Here is an 18,943-nt window from a genome sequence, read left to right on the forward strand (position 1 = left end):
GATTAGTTGGATGGGGTTGGCCTTGGCGACGAGGCCAACCAGACTGCGAGTGCTAATACCGCAGCTCCGATGATGAGTCGTGGCCAAACCACAGCTTGCTGCCAGAATAGATAATTAATCAGCAGCCCAGCGGGTATCAGCATATTGTTCATGGTCGCAAGCTGCGCCACATTTACTCGTTTGGCAGCGATGTTCCAGGCCCAATAACCGAGGCCTGAAGCAACTAAACCAAGCCAGGCTAGGATAAACCATTGTAGCGGTTGTTGCGGTATTAGCTGAAAGTTAGCAAAGCTAAGCATCGCAAGGCCGGTAACTAAGGTTGCACCGAAGAAAAATAGAGCAAACAGGTGCAACTGATTACGCTCATCGCCAAGTTCTAAACGCTTGTAGAAAACTTGGCCAGCGGCAAAGCAAAGGTTAGCGGCTTGGATGAGTAAAAAGCCATACCAAAAAGAATCACTTAAGTCGTCGAAACGAATAATGGCAGCGCCAACTACTGCTATTGCGGTAGCAAGCCACCAACGCAGCGGTAACCGACGTCGTTGGTAGAGAAGCTCATCCAGTAAGGTAATATAGAGCGGCGTAAATATAGTAAACAGCAGTACTTCAGGCACGCTTAAGTACAGAAAGGCATGATACAGAAAGAGGTACATCACGCCTATTTGCAAGGCTCCGATAGCCGCTAGTTGACATTGCTTAACTAGATTAATGCGGCGGGGGCGCCATAGTGGAATAAATAATAAAAAGGCTAAGACCATGCGGATAAATACCGCAATATAACCATCAACTTGGCCAGCAAGGAATTCACCAATGAGTGAGAAACTTGCAGCCCATAATAGGGTGACAGCCCAAAGAATCCACATAGTTAACGACCTTGTTGTGGGTTGAGTAAGTTGGTTTGAGAATGAGTCATGTGACTACTCTCGCGATAGTATTGGGGTGAAATCCCCATGGTTTTTTTGAATAATCGTGAAAAATAATAGGGATCATCAAATCCTAACTGTTGACCAATTTGGCGAATAGAATAGGTGGTAGTATCCAGTAATTGGCAGGCTAATTTTACTTTTATTTGGTTGAAAAATCGCATCGGGCTGCTGCCAGTAATTTGTTTGAACTTTTTACTAAAATGATAACGAGATAAGCCCGCAAACTCGGCAAATTCATCCAAACTGATATCCCGATGCGAGTTGTCGTACATGAATCGCTCAAGGGCGCGTAGATCAAAGCCCGCGGGTATCTGCATGGCAGACGTGAGTCGCGGTAACTCGGCGATAATACGTTGTAATAAGCTTGCGGCAACGATCGCCGCAGAGAATTGATAGCGTTGTGTTTGTAAATTGAGCAAATCAGTAACGACAGGAATAAGCTGGCGCCAGCGACTCAAAGTTAGTACCGGTGATTGGGCTGAAAGCGATAGAAAATCAGAGCATTGGACGGCCGCAGAACCGCGAAAATGAGCCCAGTAAATGCTCCATGGTTGCTCATGGTCTGCAGCATAAGCATGCGCTTGCCCCGCTGGTAATAGCAGTAATTGGCCGGCTTCTAAGCTACCAGTGGCATTATGAGTACGGAACCAACCGCGACCGCGATGACAAAATATCAGCAGGTGATCGGTATGCTGCTGGCGTTCAACTTGATGCCCCAAGGCGTCAACGTAATGGCCATAAGCAACGGGATACAAATGTTTCGTCAGTGGATGTTGATCAAGTTGACGAGTCAGTTGCAAGGGTAACACTACCCGCGAACTTCCCGCTGGGAGTGGCCAGGTTGAAGGTTGGCTCATGATAAACTCCATAAATGACAATTTTGTCCATTATTGTGGCAAGATAGTCGATGTTAAAGCAACAAAAAAACCGCCAGAATGGAGTCATTAACCCCATTCCGCAGATTGCGAACAACGAGGTATGAACCATGTCGAAGAAAGTTCCTTTATATATTGATGGTGAATTTGTGCAATCACAAAGTAGCCAGTGGATTGATGTCACTAACCCAGCCACGCAGGAAGTGATTGCTCAAGCACCTTGCGCAACCCAAACCGAGATGGCTCAAGCTGTGGCTAGTGCCCAACAAGCTTTTCTAACGTGGAAAGAAGTTGCCGTGTCTGAGCGGGCCCGGGTGATGATGCGCTATCAGGCGTTACTGAAAGAACATCATGATGAAATTGCAGAGATTTTAGCAAGTGAAACAGGTAAAACCTTTGAAGATGCTAAAGGCGATGTGTGGCGAGGCATCGAAGTGGTTGAGCATGCAGCTAATATTCCATCGTTGCTGATGGGAGAGACCGTAGAGAATGTCGCACGCGGTATTGATACTTATAGCTTTACCCAACCTTTAGGGGTGTGTGCAGGTATCACGCCGTTTAACTTCCCAGCAATGATTCCGTTATGGATGTTTCCGTTAGCTATCGCTTGTGGTAACACGTTTATTTTGAAGCCATCTGAGCAAGATCCGTTAACCCCAACCCGACTTGTTGAATTGTTTGAGCAAGCTGGCGCTCCAAAAGGCGTATTGCAAGTTATCCATGGTGGTAAGGAGCAAGTAGATTTCTTACTTGATGAGCCGGCGGTGAAAGCTATTTCATTTGTAGGGTCGGTTGCTGTAGGACAGTATATCTATCGCCGTGGTACTGAAAACATGAAGCGCGTGCAGGCCTTTGCCGGTGCCAAAAATCACTGCGTAATTATGCCTGATGCTAATAAATCACAAGTGATTAGCAACCTTGTAGGAGCCTCAGTGGGCGCAGCTGGACAACGCTGCATGGCTATCTCGGTGGCTGTATTTGTAGGTTCTGCGCGTGAGTGGATACCTGAAATTGCGGCTGAGTTAGCTAAAGTGAAACCCGGCGGTTGGGATGATCCAGATGCCGCTTATGGTCCGTTAATTAGCCCACAAGCGAAGCAGCGAGTAGAAAATTTCATTACCCAAGGGGTGAATGAAGGTGCCGAATTATTGGTTGATGGACGTAACTGTGACGTTGCTGGTTATCCACATGGTAACTGGGTAGGGCCAACGATGTTTGGCAAAGTCACCACGGACATGGAAATCTATAAGAACGAAATTTTTGGTCCGGTATTATGTGCAACGGAAGTAGACAGCTTGGATGAAGCTTTAGCTATGGTCAATGCCAACCCATACGGTAATGGAACGTCAATCTTTACCGCCAGTGGTGCCGCAGCGCGTAAATATCAACACAATGTTGAAGTAGGGCAAGTAGGTATTAATATTCCAATTCCAGTGCCATTACCCTTCTTCTCGTTTACTGGTTGGAAAGGTTCGTTCTTCGGTGATTTGCACGCTTATGGTAAACAGGGTGTTCGCTTCTATAGCGAAACTAAAACCATTACGGCGCGCTGGTTTGAGAGCGATATCGCCGACGTGAATGGCCCCAATATGACGATTAACTTGAAGTAACAGGACAACGCCATGAATTTTAATTTAACCGACGATCAACAAGCTTTCGTTGATACGGCTAAAGCTTTTGCAGAAAATGAGTTAGCACCTTATGCAGCTCAGTGGGATGAAGAATCCCACTTTCCTGTTGAGGTTTTTCGTAAGGCCGGCGAGATGGGTTTCATGGGCATGTATACCCCAGAAGCAGCCGGTGGTTTTGGCATGAGTCGGTTAGACTCTGCGTTAATTTTTGAACAGCTGAGCATGGGCTGTACTGCAACTACGGCCATGATGACCATTCACAATATGGTGACATGGATGATCGGCTCTTTTGCACAACCTGAAGTGATTGAGCAATGGGTACCGGAGCTAGTAATGGGCCATAAGCTAGGTTCTTATTGTTTGACTGAACCAGGTGCCGGCTCTGATGCCGCAAGTTTACGCACAACTGCCAAGAAGGACGGTGATGAATACGTTCTCAACGGTTCAAAAATGTTCATTTCTGGTGCTGGCAGTACGGATGTGTTGGTGGTGATGGCGCGTACTGGCGAAGCTGGGCCCAAAGGTATCTCGGCTTTTGTAGTACCAGCCGATGCAGCAGGTATAAGCTACGGTAAAAAAGAAGCCAAAATGGGATGGAATGCCCAGCCTACGCGTCTTGTTAGTTTTGAAGATGTACGGATCCCGGCGGCGAATTTGCTCGGCGCTGAGGGTGAAGGCTTCAAGTTTGCCATGATGGGGCTAGATGGTGGTCGTATTAATATCGCGGTATGTTCAGTGGGTACTGCCCAAGCGGCGTTAAATACGGCGACAGCCTATATGCATGAACGCACTCAGTTTGGTAAAGAGCTTGGACATTTTCAGGCGCTGCAGTTTAAGTTAGCGGATATGGCTACTGAATTAGTAGCCGCTCGACAAATGGTGCGTTTGGCAGCCTTTAAAGTTGATGCTAATGATGCTGATAAAACGACCTATTGTGCGATGGCTAAGCGCTTTGCCACGGATGTTGGCTTCCAGGTTTGCAACGAAGCTCTGCAAATTCATGGTGGCTATGGCTACATTAAAGAATACCCTTTAGAGCGGCATGTCAGGGATGTACGGGTGCATCAGATTCTTGAAGGTACCAATGAAATTATGCGAGTGATCATTGCTCGACGATTATTAGCCGATCTAGACCGAGCCATCCTTTAAGGGTGGCTTTGTTGTCTTAGAGGAGAGTGACATGAATTCAGTTGTCTTATTCGAGACGTTACCAGGACAAAACGGCAAGTCTATTGGCGTTGCGACATTAAATTCAGAAAAATCATTAAATGCCCTTAGCTTAGCGATGATTCAGTTGTTAATGCCACAACTCCAGCAGTGGGCTGACGATGATAGCATCGCTTGTGTGGTCTTACAGGGGGCCGGTGATAAAGCCTTTTGTGCCGGTGGCGACATCGTTGCAATGTATCATGCGATGCAGGCGAGTCCTGGAGTTTTGGTTGATGAAATTGCTGATTTCTTTAGTCAAGAATACCGTTTAGATTATGCTTTGCATACTTTTCCTAAGCCGCTTGTAGTATGGGGACACGGTATTGTCATGGGTGGTGGTATGGGGCTGATGAATGGTGCGAGCCATCGTATTGTAACCGAACGGTCGTTGTTAGCGATGCCAGAGGTCACCATCGGTCTTTATCCAGATGTGGGTGCCACACACTTTTTAAATCAGATGCCAGCGGGCTGTGGTTTGTTTTTGGGGCTGACAGGCGCACACATGAATGCGACCGATGCTCTTTATTTAAATTTAGCGGATCATTTTATTGCTAGTGAGCATTATCCGCAGGTATTGACGCAATTACAGAGCATAAAGTGGGGTGACACCGCTGCTTTAAATCAGCAAAAAGTTACCGACGTGCTCTCTCAATTAGCCAAAGCCGATGCAGTGTTGCGCCCAGCCGGACAGGTTGAAAAGCATCAGTTACATCTGCAAAAGCTAACCCAAGGCAATGATATAACCGCCATTGTGGCTGCTATTTTGTCCGATAACAACGATGATAAGTGGTTAACTCGGGCGCGTCAAAATTTAGCAGCGGGTTGTCCGATGACCGCCCATTTAGTATGGAATCAGTTACAACATGGGGTTGATTTAAGCTTAGCTGATTGCTTCCGTCTCGAATTAACCTTGTCGGTGCGGTGTGCCTTACAAGGTGATTTTGCCGAAGGCATTCGAGCCCTATTAATCGATAAAGATAAGCAGCCAAAATGGCGCCATGCAAGTGTTGCAGACGTGCCTGCTGAAGCAGTTGATGAGATGTTTACTGCGCCATGGCAAGGCCATCCGCATCCGTTGGCAGATCTTGGTTAAATAAGATAAAAATGATAAGAACGAGGTTGTTATGGCAACAGTAGGATTTATTGGTTTAGGCAATATGGGTGGCCCGATGGCTGCCAATCTAGTGAAGGGTGGCCATCAGGTTACTGTCTTTGATTTATCAGCAGCAGCTTTAACTGCAGCGGCCGCAGCCGGTTGTGCAACGGCTAGCAGTGCAAGCCAAGCAGCAGAGCAGGCTGAGTTTGTGATTACTATGCTGCCTGCAGACGCTCATGTAAAAGGCGTTTATTTAGGCGAGCAAGGCTTAATTAACCAGTTACCGGAAAATACGTTAGTCATTGATTGTAGTACTATAAGTGCTGCTACTGCGGTAGAAGTTGGAACTGCGCTTCAGCAGCGCGGTATCGAATTTATTGATGCTCCCGTATCTGGTGGCGTAGGCGGTGCTAAAGCTGGCACCCTGACCTTTATTTGTGGTGGTAGTGAAGCAGCAGTGACACGTGCACAGGCAGTTTTACAGCCGATGGGTAAAAATATTTTTCGAGCTGGTGAACTAGGCGCCGGACAGATTGCCAAGATCTGTAACAATATGCTGCTGTCAGTTTTAATGGTAGGTACCTCAGAAGCGCTACAATTGGGCATCGCACACGGTTTGGATGCCGCGGTTCTCTCCGAAATCATGTCGAAGAGCTCCGGCAGTAACTGGACTTTAGATGTATATAATCCATGCCCCGGAGTGATGGATAATGTGCCTTCTAGTCATGATTATCAGGGTGGCTTCTTAGTAGACTTGATGAGCAAAGACCTAGGTTTGGCGCAACAAGCTGCACTAGCCAGTGGTGCTGCTACGCCGATGGGTGCCTTAACCCATAATTTATATCGTAGCTGGTCTCAATTAGGCCACGGTCGTGAAGACTTCTCGAGTATCTTTAATTTTGTAAAAGCCAATAAAAAGTAATGGGAAAAGCATGAATATTTCTGCAAGTACAATTGTGATTACTGGTGGTGCCCAGGGGCTTGGCCGAGCTATGGCCGAGCATTTTGCGGCAGCTGGTGCCAAACTAGCGTTAATTGATATGAACGCTGAAACCTTGGCTGAAGCTTGTGAGCTTTGCACTGCAAAAGGTGCGATGCAAGCGCAAGGCTACGTGGTTAACGTTACCGACGAAGCAGCTGTTGAACAAGCCTTCGAGCAGATTGTCGCAGACTTTGGCGAGTTGAATGTGCTAGTTAACAATGCCGGTATTTTACGCGATGGTATGTTGGTTAAGTGCAAAGATGGCGAAATCACCCACAAAATGCCACTGCAACAGTTTCAATCGGTATTAGATGTCAATCTTACTGGTAGCTTCCTCTGTGGACGTGAAGCCGCTGCCCATATGGCAAAGGCCGGCAACGGTGGGGTTATCATTAATATTTCAAGTGTGGCACGCTCTGGCAATATTGGACAGACCAACTACGCTGCAACTAAAGCTGGCGTCGTGGCGATGACAGTGACTTGGGCTCGTGAATTAGGTCGCTTTGGCATTCGCTGTGGTGCTATTGCTCCTGGCTTTATTGAAACGCCAATGACGGCACAAATGAAACCAGAAGCTATTGAACGCGCTCTGAGTATGGTACCTTTGCGCCGCTGGGGTCAGCCAGACGAGATTGCTCACAGTGCGCGGTATATTATAGAGAATGACTTTTTTAGCGGTCGTGTGATAGAAATAGACGGCGGAGTCAGATTATAAACGAGAAAAAATGCGAAAATTACCCCCATTAAATGCTCTAAAAGCTTTTGAAGCTGCAGCTCGGCACTTGAGTTTTACCCGCGCTGCGGATGAATTATTTGTTACCCAAGCTGCGGTGAGTCATCAGGTGAAAGCGCTTGAAGAGTTTCTGGGGGTACAGCTTTTTCTTAGGCGTAATCGGGCGTTATTACTAACGCCCGAGGGCCAAACTTATTATTTAGAACTAAAAGAACTCTTTGATCATTTAGTTCAAGCTACAGAGCGGGTCAAGTTCGCCAGTCAACGAGGCTCGCTAACGATCTCGTTGCCGCCAAGTTTTGCCATCCTCTGGTTCGTTCCTCGGTTAAGTCGTTTTCGTGAGGCTTATCCTGATATTGATGTTCGTATTCGGGCCGTGGATGAAGTTGATGGCAGCCTGACTGATGACGTGGACGTGGCGATTTACTATGGTGCTGGGAAATGGCCAGGCCTACGTGCTTATAAACTTCATAATGAATATTTAATTCCGGTTTGTTCGCCGCTATTACTCACCGGCACCAAGCCATTGCGTGAGCCGCGCGATCTGCTTAACCATACTCTCTTGCACGACGAAACTCGTAACGCATGGAAAGACTGGTTTAAATTAGTGGGTATTGACAAGAACAAAGGCGACAACGGTCCGATCTTTAGTCATTCTAATTTAGCGTTAAAGGCTGCGGTTCATGGGCAAGGCATTGCTTTGGCTAACAATGTTCTGGTGAAGCCAGAGATAGATGCAGGCCATCTTATTCAAATTTTCCCGGAAGCCTTACCCCGACAGAAATCATTTTACTTAGTTTGTCGTGACTCTCAGGCAGAAGTAGGTAAAATCGCCACCTTCCGTAACTGGTTATTGCAAGTTGTCGAAGAAGAAGAGGATAGTTATGAATAAAGCGCAGCGAGTGGCCGTGCAGCGAGATAACCCGCATGGACACACCCGCATCGTTTTTGCTCATGGCGCAGGCGCCGGATTACAAAGTGATTTTATGCAATTTATGGCTCTAGGGCTGGCGTTGCAGGGCTTTGATGTGGTGCGCTTTAATTTTCCTTACTGGCAGCAGTTTATGGAGTCAGGGCGGCGTCGCCCCCCGAATCCTATGGCCGTGTTAGAGCATACAATGACGACAGTCATTGAACAGTTTGATGATGCTAAGCCATTGTTAGTGTTGGGGAAATCGATGGGAGCACGAGTGGCCTTTCGAATCGCCGATCAGGTTGCAGCGAAACATGCTGTTGCCCTTGGTTTTCCGTTTCATCCGGTGGGTAAGCCGGACCAGTTACGAGTGACAGATTTAGCTAATCATTGTGCCAGCAATCTCATTGTGCAGGGGACGCGTGATAGCTTTGGCAAGCCAGACGAGGTTGCAGGCTATTCTTTACCCGACAATGTCCAGATGCGCTGGATTGATGGTGGTGACCATAGCTTTGAAGCAACCAAACGCAGTGGTCTGGTGCGTGAGCACATGTGGCAACAAGCCATTGATGCAATTATAGAGAGTATTTGAGGTTTTTCATGACAGGAATTGTGGCTTATTGTCGGCCCGGATTTGAGAACGATTGTGCTGCAGAGCTGCAAGATAAAACAGCGATGCTCGGTATCTATGGCTATTGCCAAACACAACCTCAGCAAGGTTATGTGCTGTATGTTTGCCAACCCGAAGAAGCAGATCATCTAGCTAAAAAATTAAACCTAAAAGAATTGATGTTCACTCGTCAGTTTTTTGTGGTGTTGGTGCAGTTAAACGAACTACCTCTGCAAGATCGAGTCGGCGCTATTCAGGTGGCCTTGCTGGATGATGAACTGAGTGAAAAATTCCCAGGGGTAAAACCTGCGGGCGACATCCGAGTAGAAACGCCAGATACCAATGACGGCAAAGAACTATCTAAGTTTTGTCGTAAATTTACCGTGCCGTTGCGACAAGGATTACGCAAAATCGACTGGTTAACGGTTAAAGAAAGTGACCGCCGACCTACCTTGCACGCTTTCTTTTTAAGCAATCAGCAAGTACTTATAGGATATTCATACTCTTTTAATCAGTCGCCTTGGTTGATGGGAATTCCTCGATTACGCTCACCGAGCGATGCGCCGAGTCGTTCAACCCTCAAACTAGACGAAGCTTTTCAAGTTTTTGTGCCAGAGCATGAGCGTGAAGAGCGCATCAGCTCCGGAATGAATGCAGTTGATCTAGGCGCTTCACCTGGCGGCTGGACCTACCAATTGGTGCGGCGCGGAATGATGGTTCAGGCAGTTGATAATGGGCCGATGGCACCGAGCTTATTGGAAACGGGACAAGTAAAACATATTCAAGAAGATGGCTTTAAGTACCGTCCGAAAAAGAAGAATGTAACTTGGCTTGTTTGTGATATGGTCGAGAAACCTGCGCGAGTAGGTGAGTTGATGACCAGTTGGTTGATTGATGGTGACTGTAAAGAGACCATCTTCAATTTGAAGCTCCCGATGAAAAAGCGTTATGCCGCTGTTGCTGAATATCTGACACAGATAAAGCAAGCTTTGGTTGAGCAGGGCAGTGGTAAATTTGAACTACAAGCCAAACAACTGTATCACGATCGCGAAGAAGTGACGGTTCATATCCGTTGGCTATAACAGCTTAGTAAACAGGCTTTAGCAAGAAAAAAGGCGAGGATAAGACCTCGCCTTTTGTGATCCTAAGCGAATGTGCTTACAGACGCTCAATAACCGCTTGAGTAAAGTCCGTAGTACCACCGTTACCGCCTAAATCACGGGTAGTGCGGTCACCACTTGCAATCACGTCTGTAACAGCCGCTAGAATACGCTTCGCTTTATCTTGCATACCTAGGTATTCAAGCATTTGAATAGCCGCAAGAATAACAGAAGTAGGGTTAGCTAGGTTTTGGCCGGCAATATCTGGTGCTGAACCATGCACGGCTTCAAAAATAGCCGAGTTTTCGCCGATGTTGGCACCTGGTGCCATCCCTAAGCCACCCACTAAACCAGCACACAAATCAGACAAGATGTCGCCAAATAAATTGGTTGTTACAATCACGTCAAACTGCTCTGGGTTCATGACCAACTTCATACATACTGCATCAACAATCATCTCGTCAGTTTGAATGCTTGGATATTGCGCCGCTACTTCGCGGGCAACTTTTAAAAACAAACCAGAGGTTGATTTCAAAATATTAGCTTTATGCACGATAGTGACTTTTTTGCGGCCTTCGCGTTGTGCTAACTCATAGGCAAAGCGAACAATACGTTCGGCACCAGTACGAGTGATTTTACTCATAGCTTGGGCTTCGCTACCATCATCGCTTACGACCTGGCCAAGGCCCGAATACATGCCTTCGGTATTTTCACGAACCGTAATGATGTCGATATTCTCGTAGCGAGCTTTCGTACCTTTAAATGAGATTACCGGACGAACATTAGCATACAGATTAAATTGCTTACGCAAGCTTACGTTAATGGATGTAAAGCCTTCACCGACAGGTGTAGTCAGTGGCCCTTTCAAGGTCGCCTTATTGCGAGCAATGGCATCAAGCGTTGCCTGTGGTAATAACTCGCCGGTCTTCTCTAAGGCCGCTAAGCCGGCATCAGCAAACTCATAGGTAAAGTCACAACCAGCTTGGTCGAGGATTTTCAGGGTTGCATCAATAATGTCTGGACCGATTCCATCGCCAGGAATCACAGTAATGGTGGTGCTCATTGGGGGTACCTTCTAAAAACTTTCGGTGAAACTTCTAAGACTAATACGCTTGATTAAATTGGCGGGCATTATAGCAGAAGTACTATGACACTGCGGTGGGGTAGATCATTAAAACGATTGATACTCACTATAAGCGTCAGCTCCCCATGCGATTAAAGCATCGTCCTTGAATAATAACGGAGTACATTCGTCACGGGTGGTAATGCCATCTGATTTAACGTGATGAGTTCGGTAAAAGAGTACCAAGACTTCGCCATCAGCAGTGGCCTTTGCTTCGCTAATATCTGGTGAACCTAACAGCCTGATCACATCACCTTTATCTGCGCCTAAATCTAAGCGACCAATTTGTTTTAGATTAAAAGTCTCACGTTCTTGCCAACTCATATTTTCAGGGTCAGCTTGATATAGATTTAACAGCAAGGCAGCTGCCGCAACATAAATGGCAAAGCCAATTAAAACCACTTTGAGCATTTTTGACACGAGCAGACTCCCTTGGTGTTAAGATATGAAACAGTTAGTACTTAATCAGTAACAACTCGATAGCAAGGATGATACACCGAACCCGGTAGCTTCATCCGGCTTTGCTCGACAAATGCTTGTAATAATACGTCGAGTTTCTTCATCATTTCTTTTTCGCCGTGAATTTCGAACACCCCATGTTGACGAATAGCCCGAATGCCTTCGTCTTTGACGTTACCAGCTACAATGGCTGAGAATGCACGACGTAAGTCCGCAGCTAAGGCTTGCGGTTCTTGATCCGTATGAAGATTCAAGTTACGCACATTATCGTGATTAGGCACGAACGGACGTTGAAATGCTTCATCAATGTGGAGCGTCCAGTTGAAGCAGTACGAATCGCCAGTTTCGCGACGATACTGTTTCACCGCCTGCGCACCTTGCGTCATCGCTTTAGCTACAGCGGCTGGGTCAGCAACGATAATCTGATAAAGCTTGCGTGCTTCATCGCCCAAAGTTGCCGCAACAAAGTCGTCAATAGCTTCGAAGTAGCCACGGCTACTCTCTGGACCGGTAAGCACCAGCGGGAATACCTGACGCTCGTTTTGCGGATGCATCAGAATACCTAGAATATAGAGAAGTTCTTCAGCAGTGCCGGCTCCACCTGGGAAAATAACGATACCATGAGCACAACGTACAAAGGCTTCTAAACGTTTTTCAATATCAGGTAGAATCACCAATTCGTTGACAATCGGGTTAGGTGGCTCAGCTGCAATAATGCCTGGCTCGGTGAAACCTAAATAACGACCATCAGCAATACGTTGCTTAGCATGGCCGATTGTGGCGCCTTTCATCGGGCCCTTCATGGCACCTGGGCCACAGCCGGTACAAATATTCAAACTACGCAGGCCAAGCTCGTAACCTACTTCTTTGGTATATTTATATTCTACTTCGTTAATGGAGTGGCCACCCCAGCAAACAATCACATTTGGATCTAAGTTGGGCTGCACCATTTGCGCATTACGCAAAATATCAAAGACCACGTGCGTTAGCGTATGGGTGTCGGCAGAGTCTAGAGTTTGGGCGTTGTAGCGTTCACCAGTGAAGAGAATATCTCGTAAGACAGCTTCTACCAACTCCTGCATACCGATAATCAATTTGCCATCAACAAAAGCTTCAGCGGGTGGGTTTACTAACTCAAGTTGTACACCACGCTCACACTTGATCACATTGACATCAAAGTCTTTATATTTTTCAAAAATCTCTTCGCTACTATCAGTCGTACTTCCCGCATTTAATACAGCTAAACAACAATTACGAAAAAGTTTATATAATTGTTCGTCACTGGTTTGTTGTAAGCGGTTGATTTCTAGCTGTGACAGTAAGCTCATACTGCCACGGGGTGATATGGTAAATTTCATTCCTTTTCCTTTTCCTTTTTCGTTCTTATCATTACTGCCGGCTCAGGCGGACTGATGTTGGTGTGGTTTCGAAGTCGGATCGAAACGGATTAATGTCGAGTCCACCACGCCGGGTATAACGTGCATACACGGTTAATTGTTCGGGTTGTAGCTGCCGTTTAATGTCCATGAATATACGCTCAACACACTGTTCATGAAATTCATTGTGGTGCCGAAATGACACCAGATAACGGAGCAGCGCAGCTTGGTCGATTTGACGACCGCGATAGCTGATTAACACCGAACCCCAATCGGGTTGATTGGTAATCAAACAGTTCGATTTTAACAGGTGACTGTGTAAGATTTCTGACACCTGCTGCGTTTGTGCGTTCGGCTGCAATAATTCCGGGGCATAGTTGTAGGTATCGATAGTTATATCTTGGTTATCAATACATTGGCCGGGTAAATCGGCAAATGCCTGTTGCTGTGCTTGTTGCACCGTCATTAGTTTTACCTTGACTGGCGCTTGTGCGCAAGCCGATAAATCATGACTAAGCTGAGTTTCCACCTGTTGCCAACTGGCAAAACGACTATCGTTAAAGCTATTTAGATAGAGCTTGAACGATTTTGACTCAATTAAATTTGGACTATTACAAGCTACCCTGAATTCGGCTAAAGCTACCTGTGGCAGCCCCTGTTGATTTAGCCATGACAGTTCATAGCCATGCCAAATGTCGTCACCATGAAAGGGTAACGGCTGGGCTTCTGGTAAGCCGATTGGAGTACGGTTTAGCTGCCTTGGTACCGCTTGCAATAAGCTGGCATCGTAGGCGGTTGGGTACTGAGTGGGTTGCCCGAGATTTAAATGAGCTAGTGGTTGATTCATCGAATTAAATTACCTGTTACACTACTGTTTTTAACGCAGTCGGCCATTGTAGCCTTGGCGGTTGCTAGATGCTAGCAAAATCATTTACCGATAAAACTGATAGAGGGATCATTTGCCATGTTAATGACTACCGCGCTGGATAACTTGTTAGCGCAATATCAAAGTGCCTATGCACAGGCTGGACAACCGCTAGTGGTTGAAGCTAACCCAGATTGGCAGGCACCTATTTATCAGCAACCGCTACAGCAGGATTGGGTGCATTGGGTACCGGTAAAACAAACGCAGCCACTACTCTTTACTGATCTAGCCAATGCGCTGGAGCAGCCGCTGCATGACTCGGTAGAAGCCTTTTACAGCCATTGGTATGCGGCCGATTTAGCCGTCACCTTTGCGGAACACCCGTTACAGCTGCTGCAGAATCATGGCCCAGAAGATGCCGAGCGATTGCAAGCGAATTTAGCCGGACATGTATTGATGAAACGTCGGTTGAAGCAACCCATTACACTTTTCATTGGTTTAGCAGAAGAGTCCGATGATTTATTAATTACGGTAGATAATGATAGCGGTGTGGTTGGGTTGGAGTTTGTTGGGCAACCACAACATCAACAGCTTGCGCCATCTTTGCAAGAATTTATTCAACAATTATCGCCGCGAGTTGTAGACCAATTGATCTGAATCAAGTAATTTGGTGGTTGAAATTTATCCATAAAACGCATGGGGTTTTTCAATGAATCAAACTTATGACTCAGACAAGGTTAATCCAGCGCAATTACGTGATGGACAATTAACTTATTTGGTCGCCGAAGATTTAAAACTCGCAGCGTCATTGTTGTATCAAGCCTATTTTAATGACAGCTTGTTAATGTCGTTATTTCAAGCCGATAAGCCGGATTATGAGAAACGCTTGCGCGCAGCCATTCGCGAAGAGCTCACTGCCTTTTGGGAAGCTAAGCAGCCGATGGTAGGCGTCTTTGATGGCGAATCTTTAATTGGCGTGGCCTGTTTAACCCAGCCAGGGAAAAGTTTTGGTCCCGGTCGTTATTGGCATTGGCGGTTAAAGATGTTGTTGACAGCAGGCTATGTCAGTACCAAACAGCTGATAGAAAAAGAAACCATCATTCAACAACATATTGAAGGTGATGATTATCATATGCTGGCATTTATTGCTGTTAGTCCGCGTTATCAACAGCAAGGATGGGGGGATTTACTCGTGCGAGCGGCGCAATCGATGTTAGCGGACGAGCCGCAGTCACGCGGGATTGCCGTGTACGTGACCCAGCCTCAGCATCTCGCTCTGTTTTATCAGCATGGCTATCAAGACATTACCGAGCTAACGATAGGCAATGTGGTTGGTACTTTGCTGTTTCAGCCGCGAGCTGTCATTACAGAAACTGAACAAGAGGTTAGTCGTGCAGTTTAAAACGTTTGCTGAATTTTATCCCTATTATTTAGCTGAGCATGCCAATCCCAAATGTCGAGCTATGCATTATATTGGCAGTAGCCTGGTGTTGGCGGTGTTGGCTTATGTTTTAATTACCCAGCAGTGGTGGGGATTAGTACTGGTGCCAGTAATAGGCTACGGCTTTGCTTGGCTTGGGCATTTTGTGTTTGAACACAATAAGCCGGCTACTTTCAAATATCCGGCTTACTCATTATTGGGTGACTGGGTTATGTACGGTCAGTTTTTGCAACGATTAGTAGGACTAAAACGCCAGTCAAGCTAATCGGGTAGACGGTAAGCTGGGGTGTTGACCTCAAGTAGGCGCAAGTTCAACATCACCAGTTCGCCTTCATAGCGGCTTTCGCCATCGCTGCTAAATGCAAACTGATAACTACTGCGCCACCCCCAATGGCGTTCAAACCGTGCTGGTCGTCCGGCCTGCCACGCAATATCTAGCAGTTGAAGTTGATGATTTTTACAATAGGCAGCGGCGTAACGTCGGGCCTGTTCAGCTTGGCGTCTCCCTTGCCAAAAGAGAAAAATAATAAACCCAATAAAAATCAGTAGCATGGCATCACTTAACTGCATAACAAGCTTTCCTTGACGCGAATATTCATGAACGAGATTGCTTGATAATAAACTGCTGCCAGGCCGCAGCTACAGGAGCTGGCAACTCAGGTTGCTGCAGTAGCATCAATAGCTGCGTTCTGGTGCTAGGTACTCGTAATAAATCGCTGACGATACCAGCGAACAGCTCGCTAGGCTGGCTCACCGCCAGACGTTGCATAAACTCAAGTAACAGCTCACCTTGGAGTAGGGGCCATAGCCGTGTCGCAAGAATAACCAACTCATCTGCGCTAGCGTGCGGTAGTAATTCAGTCAGGGCCGCCACTAAAGGTAACTCGTTATCGAGAGCAGCGTCTGCCTTATGCGCAACACCAGCCAATGCCCGTAACGTCTGCAATCGCTGCGAGTTTGAAACATCGGTTAGCTTTGGTATCAACTGTTGATACAAGTAAACAGGTGCTTGGCAATGCTCGAGTGCTTCGGCGAGGGCCTTTTGTAAAGGTTCCGGATAATCTAGCCATTGCGCAGCAATGCTGGTGGTTAGATATTGGTCGCTTTCTAGACGCTGACAGACATCGTGGATGCCTTGCAAGCCAAGTTGCTGCCAACCCTCGCTGCTAGGGCTTAATAACTCGCTTTGGGCATGCTCATAATAAATTGAAGGAGGGCGCTGCCAGCGCTTACTTAATTGCGCATGTAGGGCTGCCCGTTTTACTTCAGCTGGAGTAAACAAATAGGCCGATTGCTGCAGTTGTTGTTGCTGCTGCTCAGTTAATGCTCCGCTAATTTGCTGCCCCAACAAAGTAATGACTTGAGTCATAAAGTCTTGTTGTGCAGTTAAGCTGAGCAAACCTCGTTCATCGAGTGGCATACGTAAAAACCACAAGTAAGGCTCAACCTTGCTGGTCGCTAATTTAGGCCAAAACACCACAGCAAACCAAGCCTGATGTTGGGTTGGAAATGGGTAGGGCTGATGCTGTGCACAAATCGCTGTGAATTGTTCGGCGCCCATGGGCACCACCCGCCGTCCCATATCGTACACCACGAAATCACTTTGGCTTTGCTCAAGTAGGTCAGATAGGTAATTGATGGTCATTAAACTTGCAACCTAATCGTTTTTGCTGAAAGATGTCGCCATTATAACGATAAATCAGGTCGTGGAGGTAGTCATGGACCAACGTCAACGCGCTGCGCGCTTATTAGAACGAGTTGAAGCTGAGTTAAACTGTTTAGGATTATGGCAAAATCATCATCCACCTGCGCAAGATTTGGCGAGTACCGAGCCTTTTGCTATGGATACGCTAGATTTTCATCAGTGGCTGCAGTTTATTATGTTACCGCGGATGTGGGCTATTTTAGACTCTGAACATCCATTGCCGCAGAACATTGCCGTGAGCCCGATGGCGACGCATGTTTATCGTGATGAGTTAGACCACCATGATAGTTTAATCACGCTGTTGCGCGAGTTTGATGTGCTTTTAAGTGGTACTGACCCGCTTGCGGATGATGTTTGATGAGCCAAGCTGTTTTACCGTTACCGGTATTATTCGAGGATGACGAGCTCATCGCTATTGATAAGCCTAGTGGGTTGTTAGTGCATCGCAGTTGGATTGCGAAAGAGGCAACAGAGTTTGCGTTGCAGCGGGTTCGTGATCAAATTGGCCAGCGAGTTTATCCGGTTCATCGTTTGGACCGGCCAACCTCAGGTATTTTATTATTCGCTAAATCAGCCGCTAGTGCTCGCGTGATGACTGAGATCTTCAGTCAGCGTCAGATTCAAAAAGGGTATCATGCAGTAGTGCGTGGCTATTTAGGAGATGGCATTCTTGATTATCCACTCAAAGAAGAGCTGGATAAAATAGCGGATGCCCAAGCTGATCCGAACAAAGCAGCACAGGCGGCGGTGACGGCGTACCGTTGCCTACGTCAGGTAGAATTACCATTTGCGGTAAGCAAACGTCATTCGACCACTCGCTATTCGTTGATGCATTTATTACCGCAAACGGGCAGAAAGCATCAGTTGCGCCGGCATATGTCCCATCTGCGACATCCGATTATTGGAGATTCAAATCACGGTGATGGGCGGCATAACAGATTTTTTCGTGAGCAATTTGGTCTGTCACGATTAATGCTTGCAGCCACCTCACTGCAGTTTCCGCACCCAATTACGGAACAGCCAGTTGTTATTGAGTTGGCTGTTCCGAAAGAGTTTGAGCTGATTTTTAATCAGCCGCCCGCAATAGCTCGTTAATACTTACCTTAGCGCGGGTTTGTGCATCGACTTTTTTCACGATGATGGCGGCATACAACCCATGAGTGCCGTCTTTACTTGGTAGTGTACCAGGCACTACCACCGCACCAGCAGGAACCCGACCATAATGAATCTCACCGGTTTCACGATCGTAAATACGGGTGCTTTGGCTGATGTAAACACCCATGGAGATAACGGCTCCAGTCTCTACAATAACGCCCTCGACAATCTCTGAGCGAGCCCCAATAAAACAGTTATCTTCAATAATTGTTGGATTAGCTTGCAATGGTTCAAGCACACCACCAATTCCTACGCCACCTGACAAATGCACATTTTTACCAATTTGCGCACACGAACCTACGGTTGCCCAAGTGTCTACCATGGTTCCGCTATCAACGTAAGCACCGATATTTACGTAAGAAGGCATTAACACTACGTTACGGCCGATGTAAGCGCCTTTACGAACTTGTGCCGGAGGCACTACACGCATGCCTTCAGCACGAAAACGAGCTTCATCGTAACTGGCAAATTTGCTTGGTACTTTATCAAAGAACCGTGTTTCTCCGCCTTCCATGAGACCATTGTCGTTGGTGCGAAATGATAATAATACGGCTTTTTTCAACCATTGATGAACAACCCATTGGTTATCGATTTTTTCTGCAACTCGTAATTCACCCTTATCAATACTGTCAATCACGTGTGCTAGGTCATCGGCTAGGCCGGCGGGCATGTCGGTCGGGCTGATGTTAGCACGTTGCTCAAATGCAGCTTCAATGCGTTGTTGTATGTCTTGCATGGTTTATT

Annotated in this window: 22 protein-coding genes; 13 read left to right on the forward strand and 9 right to left on the reverse strand. The window is 46.7% G+C overall.

The genetic code is table 11. The annotated features are described in order from the left end of the window. Window positions 1-2: 2 nt before the first annotated feature. Together KGF88_RS03445 and KGF88_RS03450 are read right to left on the reverse strand one after the other, a co-directional pair. The gene (locus tag KGF88_RS03445; RefSeq protein ID WP_153826104.1) at window positions 3-863 is read right to left on the reverse strand and encodes an EamA family transporter; all 861 of its coding nucleotides are present in this window, start codon (window positions 861-863) and stop codon (window positions 3-5) included. Window positions 864-865: 2 nt separating this feature from the next. Next, on the reverse strand, window positions 866-1,783 hold the full coding sequence (locus tag KGF88_RS03450; RefSeq protein WP_153826105.1) for an AraC family transcriptional regulator: 918 nt from the start codon (window positions 1,781-1,783) through the stop codon (window positions 866-868). Window positions 1,784-1,911: 128 nt separating this feature from the next. On the opposite strand from KGF88_RS03450, the gene KGF88_RS03455 reads away from it, so the two are divergent. The 8 genes from KGF88_RS03455 to rlmM are packed head-to-tail and all read left to right on the forward strand — an operon-like array spanning window position 1,912 to window position 10,057. Continuing rightward, window positions 1,912-3,411: a CoA-acylating methylmalonate-semialdehyde dehydrogenase gene (locus KGF88_RS03455; RefSeq protein ID WP_153826106.1), complete on the forward strand. Its 1,500-nt coding sequence runs from the start codon at window positions 1,912-1,914 to the stop codon at window positions 3,409-3,411. Window positions 3,412-3,423: 12 nt separating this feature from the next. Then, window positions 3,424-4,581, forward strand: coding sequence for an acyl-CoA dehydrogenase family protein (locus KGF88_RS03460; protein WP_153826107.1), 1,158 nt, complete (start codon window positions 3,424-3,426; stop codon window positions 4,579-4,581). A 31-nt stretch (window positions 4,582-4,612) separates the two neighbouring features. Continuing rightward, entirely contained in the window at window positions 4,613-5,734 is a 1,122-nt protein-coding gene (locus KGF88_RS03465; protein WP_153826108.1) for an enoyl-CoA hydratase/isomerase family protein, read from the forward strand. Window positions 5,735-5,765: 31 nt separating this feature from the next. Next, window positions 5,766-6,659, forward strand: coding sequence for a 3-hydroxyisobutyrate dehydrogenase (mmsB, locus tag KGF88_RS03470; protein WP_153826109.1), 894 nt, complete (start codon window positions 5,766-5,768; stop codon window positions 6,657-6,659). A gap of 10 nt (window positions 6,660-6,669) precedes the next feature. Next, entirely contained in the window at window positions 6,670-7,434 is a 765-nt protein-coding gene (locus tag KGF88_RS03475) for an SDR family oxidoreductase (protein ID WP_153826110.1), read from the forward strand. Window positions 7,435-7,444: 10 nt separating this feature from the next. Beyond that, window positions 7,445-8,344 carry a transcriptional regulator GcvA gene (locus KGF88_RS03480; protein ID WP_110075252.1) on the forward strand — a complete coding sequence of 300 codons (900 nt, stop codon included), beginning with the start codon at window positions 7,445-7,447 and terminating at the stop codon, window positions 8,342-8,344. Then, window positions 8,337-8,957: an alpha/beta fold hydrolase gene (locus tag KGF88_RS03485; protein WP_153826111.1), complete on the forward strand. Its 621-nt coding sequence runs from the start codon at window positions 8,337-8,339 to the stop codon at window positions 8,955-8,957. Before KGF88_RS03480 ends, KGF88_RS03485 begins: the two co-directional genes overlap by 8 nt. Before the next feature lie 8 nt (window positions 8,958-8,965). Further along, window positions 8,966-10,057, forward strand: a complete 1,092-nt coding sequence (gene rlmM / locus KGF88_RS03490; RefSeq protein ID WP_110075250.1) for a 23S rRNA (cytidine(2498)-2'-O)-methyltransferase RlmM — start codon at window positions 8,966-8,968, stop codon at window positions 10,055-10,057. Between the two features lie 76 nt (window positions 10,058-10,133). Here the strand turns inward: rlmM and KGF88_RS03495 are convergent, their stop codons facing one another. The 4 genes from KGF88_RS03495 to queF form a co-directional block, all read right to left on the reverse strand. Further along, the gene (locus KGF88_RS03495) at window positions 10,134-11,138 is read right to left on the reverse strand and encodes an isocitrate dehydrogenase (RefSeq protein ID WP_110075249.1); all 1,005 of its coding nucleotides are present in this window, start codon (window positions 11,136-11,138) and stop codon (window positions 10,134-10,136) included. Between the two features lie 108 nt (window positions 11,139-11,246). After that, entirely contained in the window at window positions 11,247-11,609 is a 363-nt protein-coding gene (locus tag KGF88_RS03500) for a DUF3192 domain-containing protein (protein WP_110075248.1), read from the reverse strand. Window positions 11,610-11,659: 50 nt separating this feature from the next. Beyond that, entirely contained in the window at window positions 11,660-13,015 is a 1,356-nt protein-coding gene (ppnN, locus tag KGF88_RS03505) for a nucleotide 5'-monophosphate nucleosidase PpnN (RefSeq protein WP_153826112.1), read from the reverse strand. Window positions 13,016-13,046: 31 nt separating this feature from the next. Then, window positions 13,047-13,880 (reverse strand): NADPH-dependent 7-cyano-7-deazaguanine reductase QueF, encoded by an 834-nt coding sequence (queF, locus tag KGF88_RS03510; protein WP_110075246.1) that lies wholly within the window; start codon window positions 13,878-13,880, stop codon window positions 13,047-13,049. 117 nt (window positions 13,881-13,997) lie between these two features. Here queF and syd point away from each other — a divergent pair, with 117 nt between their 5' ends. The 3 genes from syd to KGF88_RS03525 are packed head-to-tail and all read left to right on the forward strand — an operon-like array spanning window position 13,998 to window position 15,604. After that, complete coding sequence (gene syd, locus KGF88_RS03515) at window positions 13,998-14,555, forward strand: SecY-interacting protein (RefSeq protein ID WP_110075245.1); 558 nt, start codon at window positions 13,998-14,000, stop codon at window positions 14,553-14,555. A 52-nt stretch (window positions 14,556-14,607) separates the two neighbouring features. Beyond that, the gene (locus tag KGF88_RS03520) at window positions 14,608-15,300 is read left to right on the forward strand and encodes a GNAT family N-acetyltransferase (RefSeq protein WP_153826113.1); all 693 of its coding nucleotides are present in this window, start codon (window positions 14,608-14,610) and stop codon (window positions 15,298-15,300) included. Then, the gene (locus KGF88_RS03525) at window positions 15,224-15,604 is read left to right on the forward strand and encodes a DUF962 domain-containing protein (protein WP_153826114.1); all 381 of its coding nucleotides are present in this window, start codon (window positions 15,224-15,226) and stop codon (window positions 15,602-15,604) included. Before KGF88_RS03520 ends, KGF88_RS03525 begins: the two co-directional genes overlap by 77 nt. On the opposite strand, the gene KGF88_RS03530 is transcribed toward KGF88_RS03525, so the two are convergent. Beyond that, window positions 15,601-15,909, reverse strand: a complete 309-nt coding sequence (locus KGF88_RS03530; RefSeq protein ID WP_110075242.1) for a DUF3301 domain-containing protein — start codon at window positions 15,907-15,909, stop codon at window positions 15,601-15,603. The two genes, KGF88_RS03525 and KGF88_RS03530, sit on opposite strands and share 4 nt — an antisense overlap. A 25-nt stretch (window positions 15,910-15,934) precedes the next feature. Next, entirely contained in the window at window positions 15,935-16,984 is a 1,050-nt protein-coding gene (locus KGF88_RS03535; RefSeq protein WP_153826115.1) for a DUF3549 family protein, read from the reverse strand. Window positions 16,985-17,057: 73 nt separating this feature from the next. Here KGF88_RS03535 and KGF88_RS03540 point away from each other — a divergent pair, with 73 nt between their 5' ends. After that, window positions 17,058-17,402 (forward strand): YqcC family protein, encoded by a 345-nt coding sequence (locus KGF88_RS03540; RefSeq protein WP_110075240.1) that lies wholly within the window; start codon window positions 17,058-17,060, stop codon window positions 17,400-17,402. Then, the gene (gene truC / locus KGF88_RS03545; RefSeq protein WP_153826116.1) at window positions 17,402-18,139 is read left to right on the forward strand and encodes a tRNA pseudouridine(65) synthase TruC; all 738 of its coding nucleotides are present in this window, start codon (window positions 17,402-17,404) and stop codon (window positions 18,137-18,139) included. Before KGF88_RS03540 ends, truC begins: the two co-directional genes overlap by 1 nt. On the opposite strand, the gene dapD is transcribed toward truC, so the two are convergent. Continuing rightward, a complete protein-coding gene (gene dapD, locus KGF88_RS03550; RefSeq protein WP_153826117.1) occupies window positions 18,111-18,935 on the reverse strand; it encodes a 2,3,4,5-tetrahydropyridine-2,6-dicarboxylate N-succinyltransferase in 825 nt (274 codons plus the stop codon). The two genes, truC and dapD, sit on opposite strands and share 29 nt — an antisense overlap. Window positions 18,936-18,943 lie beyond the last annotated feature (8 nt).

It is taken from the genome of Idiomarina loihiensis (assembly GCF_024584785.1).
Taxonomy (GTDB): Bacteria; Pseudomonadota; Gammaproteobacteria; order Enterobacterales; family Alteromonadaceae; genus Pseudidiomarina; species Pseudidiomarina fusca.

Excerpts from the sequence above, each read along its gene's own strand:
- KGF88_RS03455 (WP_153826106.1), top strand. The coding sequence starts at position 1,912 with ATGTCGAAGAAAGTTCCTTTATATATTGATGGTGAATTTGTGCAATCA.
- KGF88_RS03495 (WP_110075249.1), bottom strand. The coding sequence starts at position 11,138 with ATGAGCACCACCATTACTGTGATTCCTGGCGATGGAATCGGTCCAGAC.
- truC (WP_153826116.1), top strand. The coding sequence starts at position 17,402 with ATGAGCCAAGCTGTTTTACCGTTACCGGTATTATTCGAGGATGACGAG.
- mmsB (WP_153826109.1), top strand. The coding sequence starts at position 5,766 with ATGGCAACAGTAGGATTTATTGGTTTAGGCAATATGGGTGGCCCGATG.
- KGF88_RS03480 (WP_110075252.1), top strand. The coding sequence starts at position 7,445 with ATGCGAAAATTACCCCCATTAAATGCTCTAAAAGCTTTTGAAGCTGCA.
- KGF88_RS03485 (WP_153826111.1), top strand. The coding sequence starts at position 8,337 with ATGAATAAAGCGCAGCGAGTGGCCGTGCAGCGAGATAACCCGCATGGA.
- KGF88_RS03500 (WP_110075248.1), bottom strand. The coding sequence starts at position 11,609 with ATGCTCAAAGTGGTTTTAATTGGCTTTGCCATTTATGTTGCGGCAGCT.
- KGF88_RS03530 (WP_110075242.1), bottom strand. The coding sequence starts at position 15,909 with ATGCAGTTAAGTGATGCCATGCTACTGATTTTTATTGGGTTTATTATT.
- KGF88_RS03450 (WP_153826105.1), bottom strand. The coding sequence starts at position 1,783 with ATGAGCCAACCTTCAACCTGGCCACTCCCAGCGGGAAGTTCGCGGGTA.
- queF (WP_110075246.1), bottom strand. The coding sequence starts at position 13,880 with ATGAATCAACCACTAGCTCATTTAAATCTCGGGCAACCCACTCAGTAC.
- KGF88_RS03540 (WP_110075240.1), top strand. The coding sequence starts at position 17,058 with ATGGACCAACGTCAACGCGCTGCGCGCTTATTAGAACGAGTTGAAGCT.
- KGF88_RS03445 (WP_153826104.1), bottom strand. The coding sequence starts at position 863 with ATGTGGATTCTTTGGGCTGTCACCCTATTATGGGCTGCAAGTTTCTCA.
- KGF88_RS03535 (WP_153826115.1), bottom strand. The coding sequence starts at position 16,984 with ATGACCATCAATTACCTATCTGACCTACTTGAGCAAAGCCAAAGTGAT.
- dapD (WP_153826117.1), bottom strand. The coding sequence starts at position 18,935 with ATGCAAGACATACAACAACGCATTGAAGCTGCATTTGAGCAACGTGCT.
- rlmM (WP_110075250.1), top strand. The coding sequence starts at position 8,966 with ATGACAGGAATTGTGGCTTATTGTCGGCCCGGATTTGAGAACGATTGT.
- KGF88_RS03465 (WP_153826108.1), top strand. The coding sequence starts at position 4,613 with ATGAATTCAGTTGTCTTATTCGAGACGTTACCAGGACAAAACGGCAAG.
- ppnN (WP_153826112.1), bottom strand. The coding sequence starts at position 13,015 with ATGAAATTTACCATATCACCCCGTGGCAGTATGAGCTTACTGTCACAG.
- KGF88_RS03520 (WP_153826113.1), top strand. The coding sequence starts at position 14,608 with ATGAATCAAACTTATGACTCAGACAAGGTTAATCCAGCGCAATTACGT.
- KGF88_RS03475 (WP_153826110.1), top strand. The coding sequence starts at position 6,670 with ATGAATATTTCTGCAAGTACAATTGTGATTACTGGTGGTGCCCAGGGG.
- KGF88_RS03460 (WP_153826107.1), top strand. The coding sequence starts at position 3,424 with ATGAATTTTAATTTAACCGACGATCAACAAGCTTTCGTTGATACGGCT.
- syd (WP_110075245.1), top strand. The coding sequence starts at position 13,998 with ATGTTAATGACTACCGCGCTGGATAACTTGTTAGCGCAATATCAAAGT.
- KGF88_RS03525 (WP_153826114.1), top strand. The coding sequence starts at position 15,224 with ATGTGGTTGGTACTTTGCTGTTTCAGCCGCGAGCTGTCATTACAGAAA.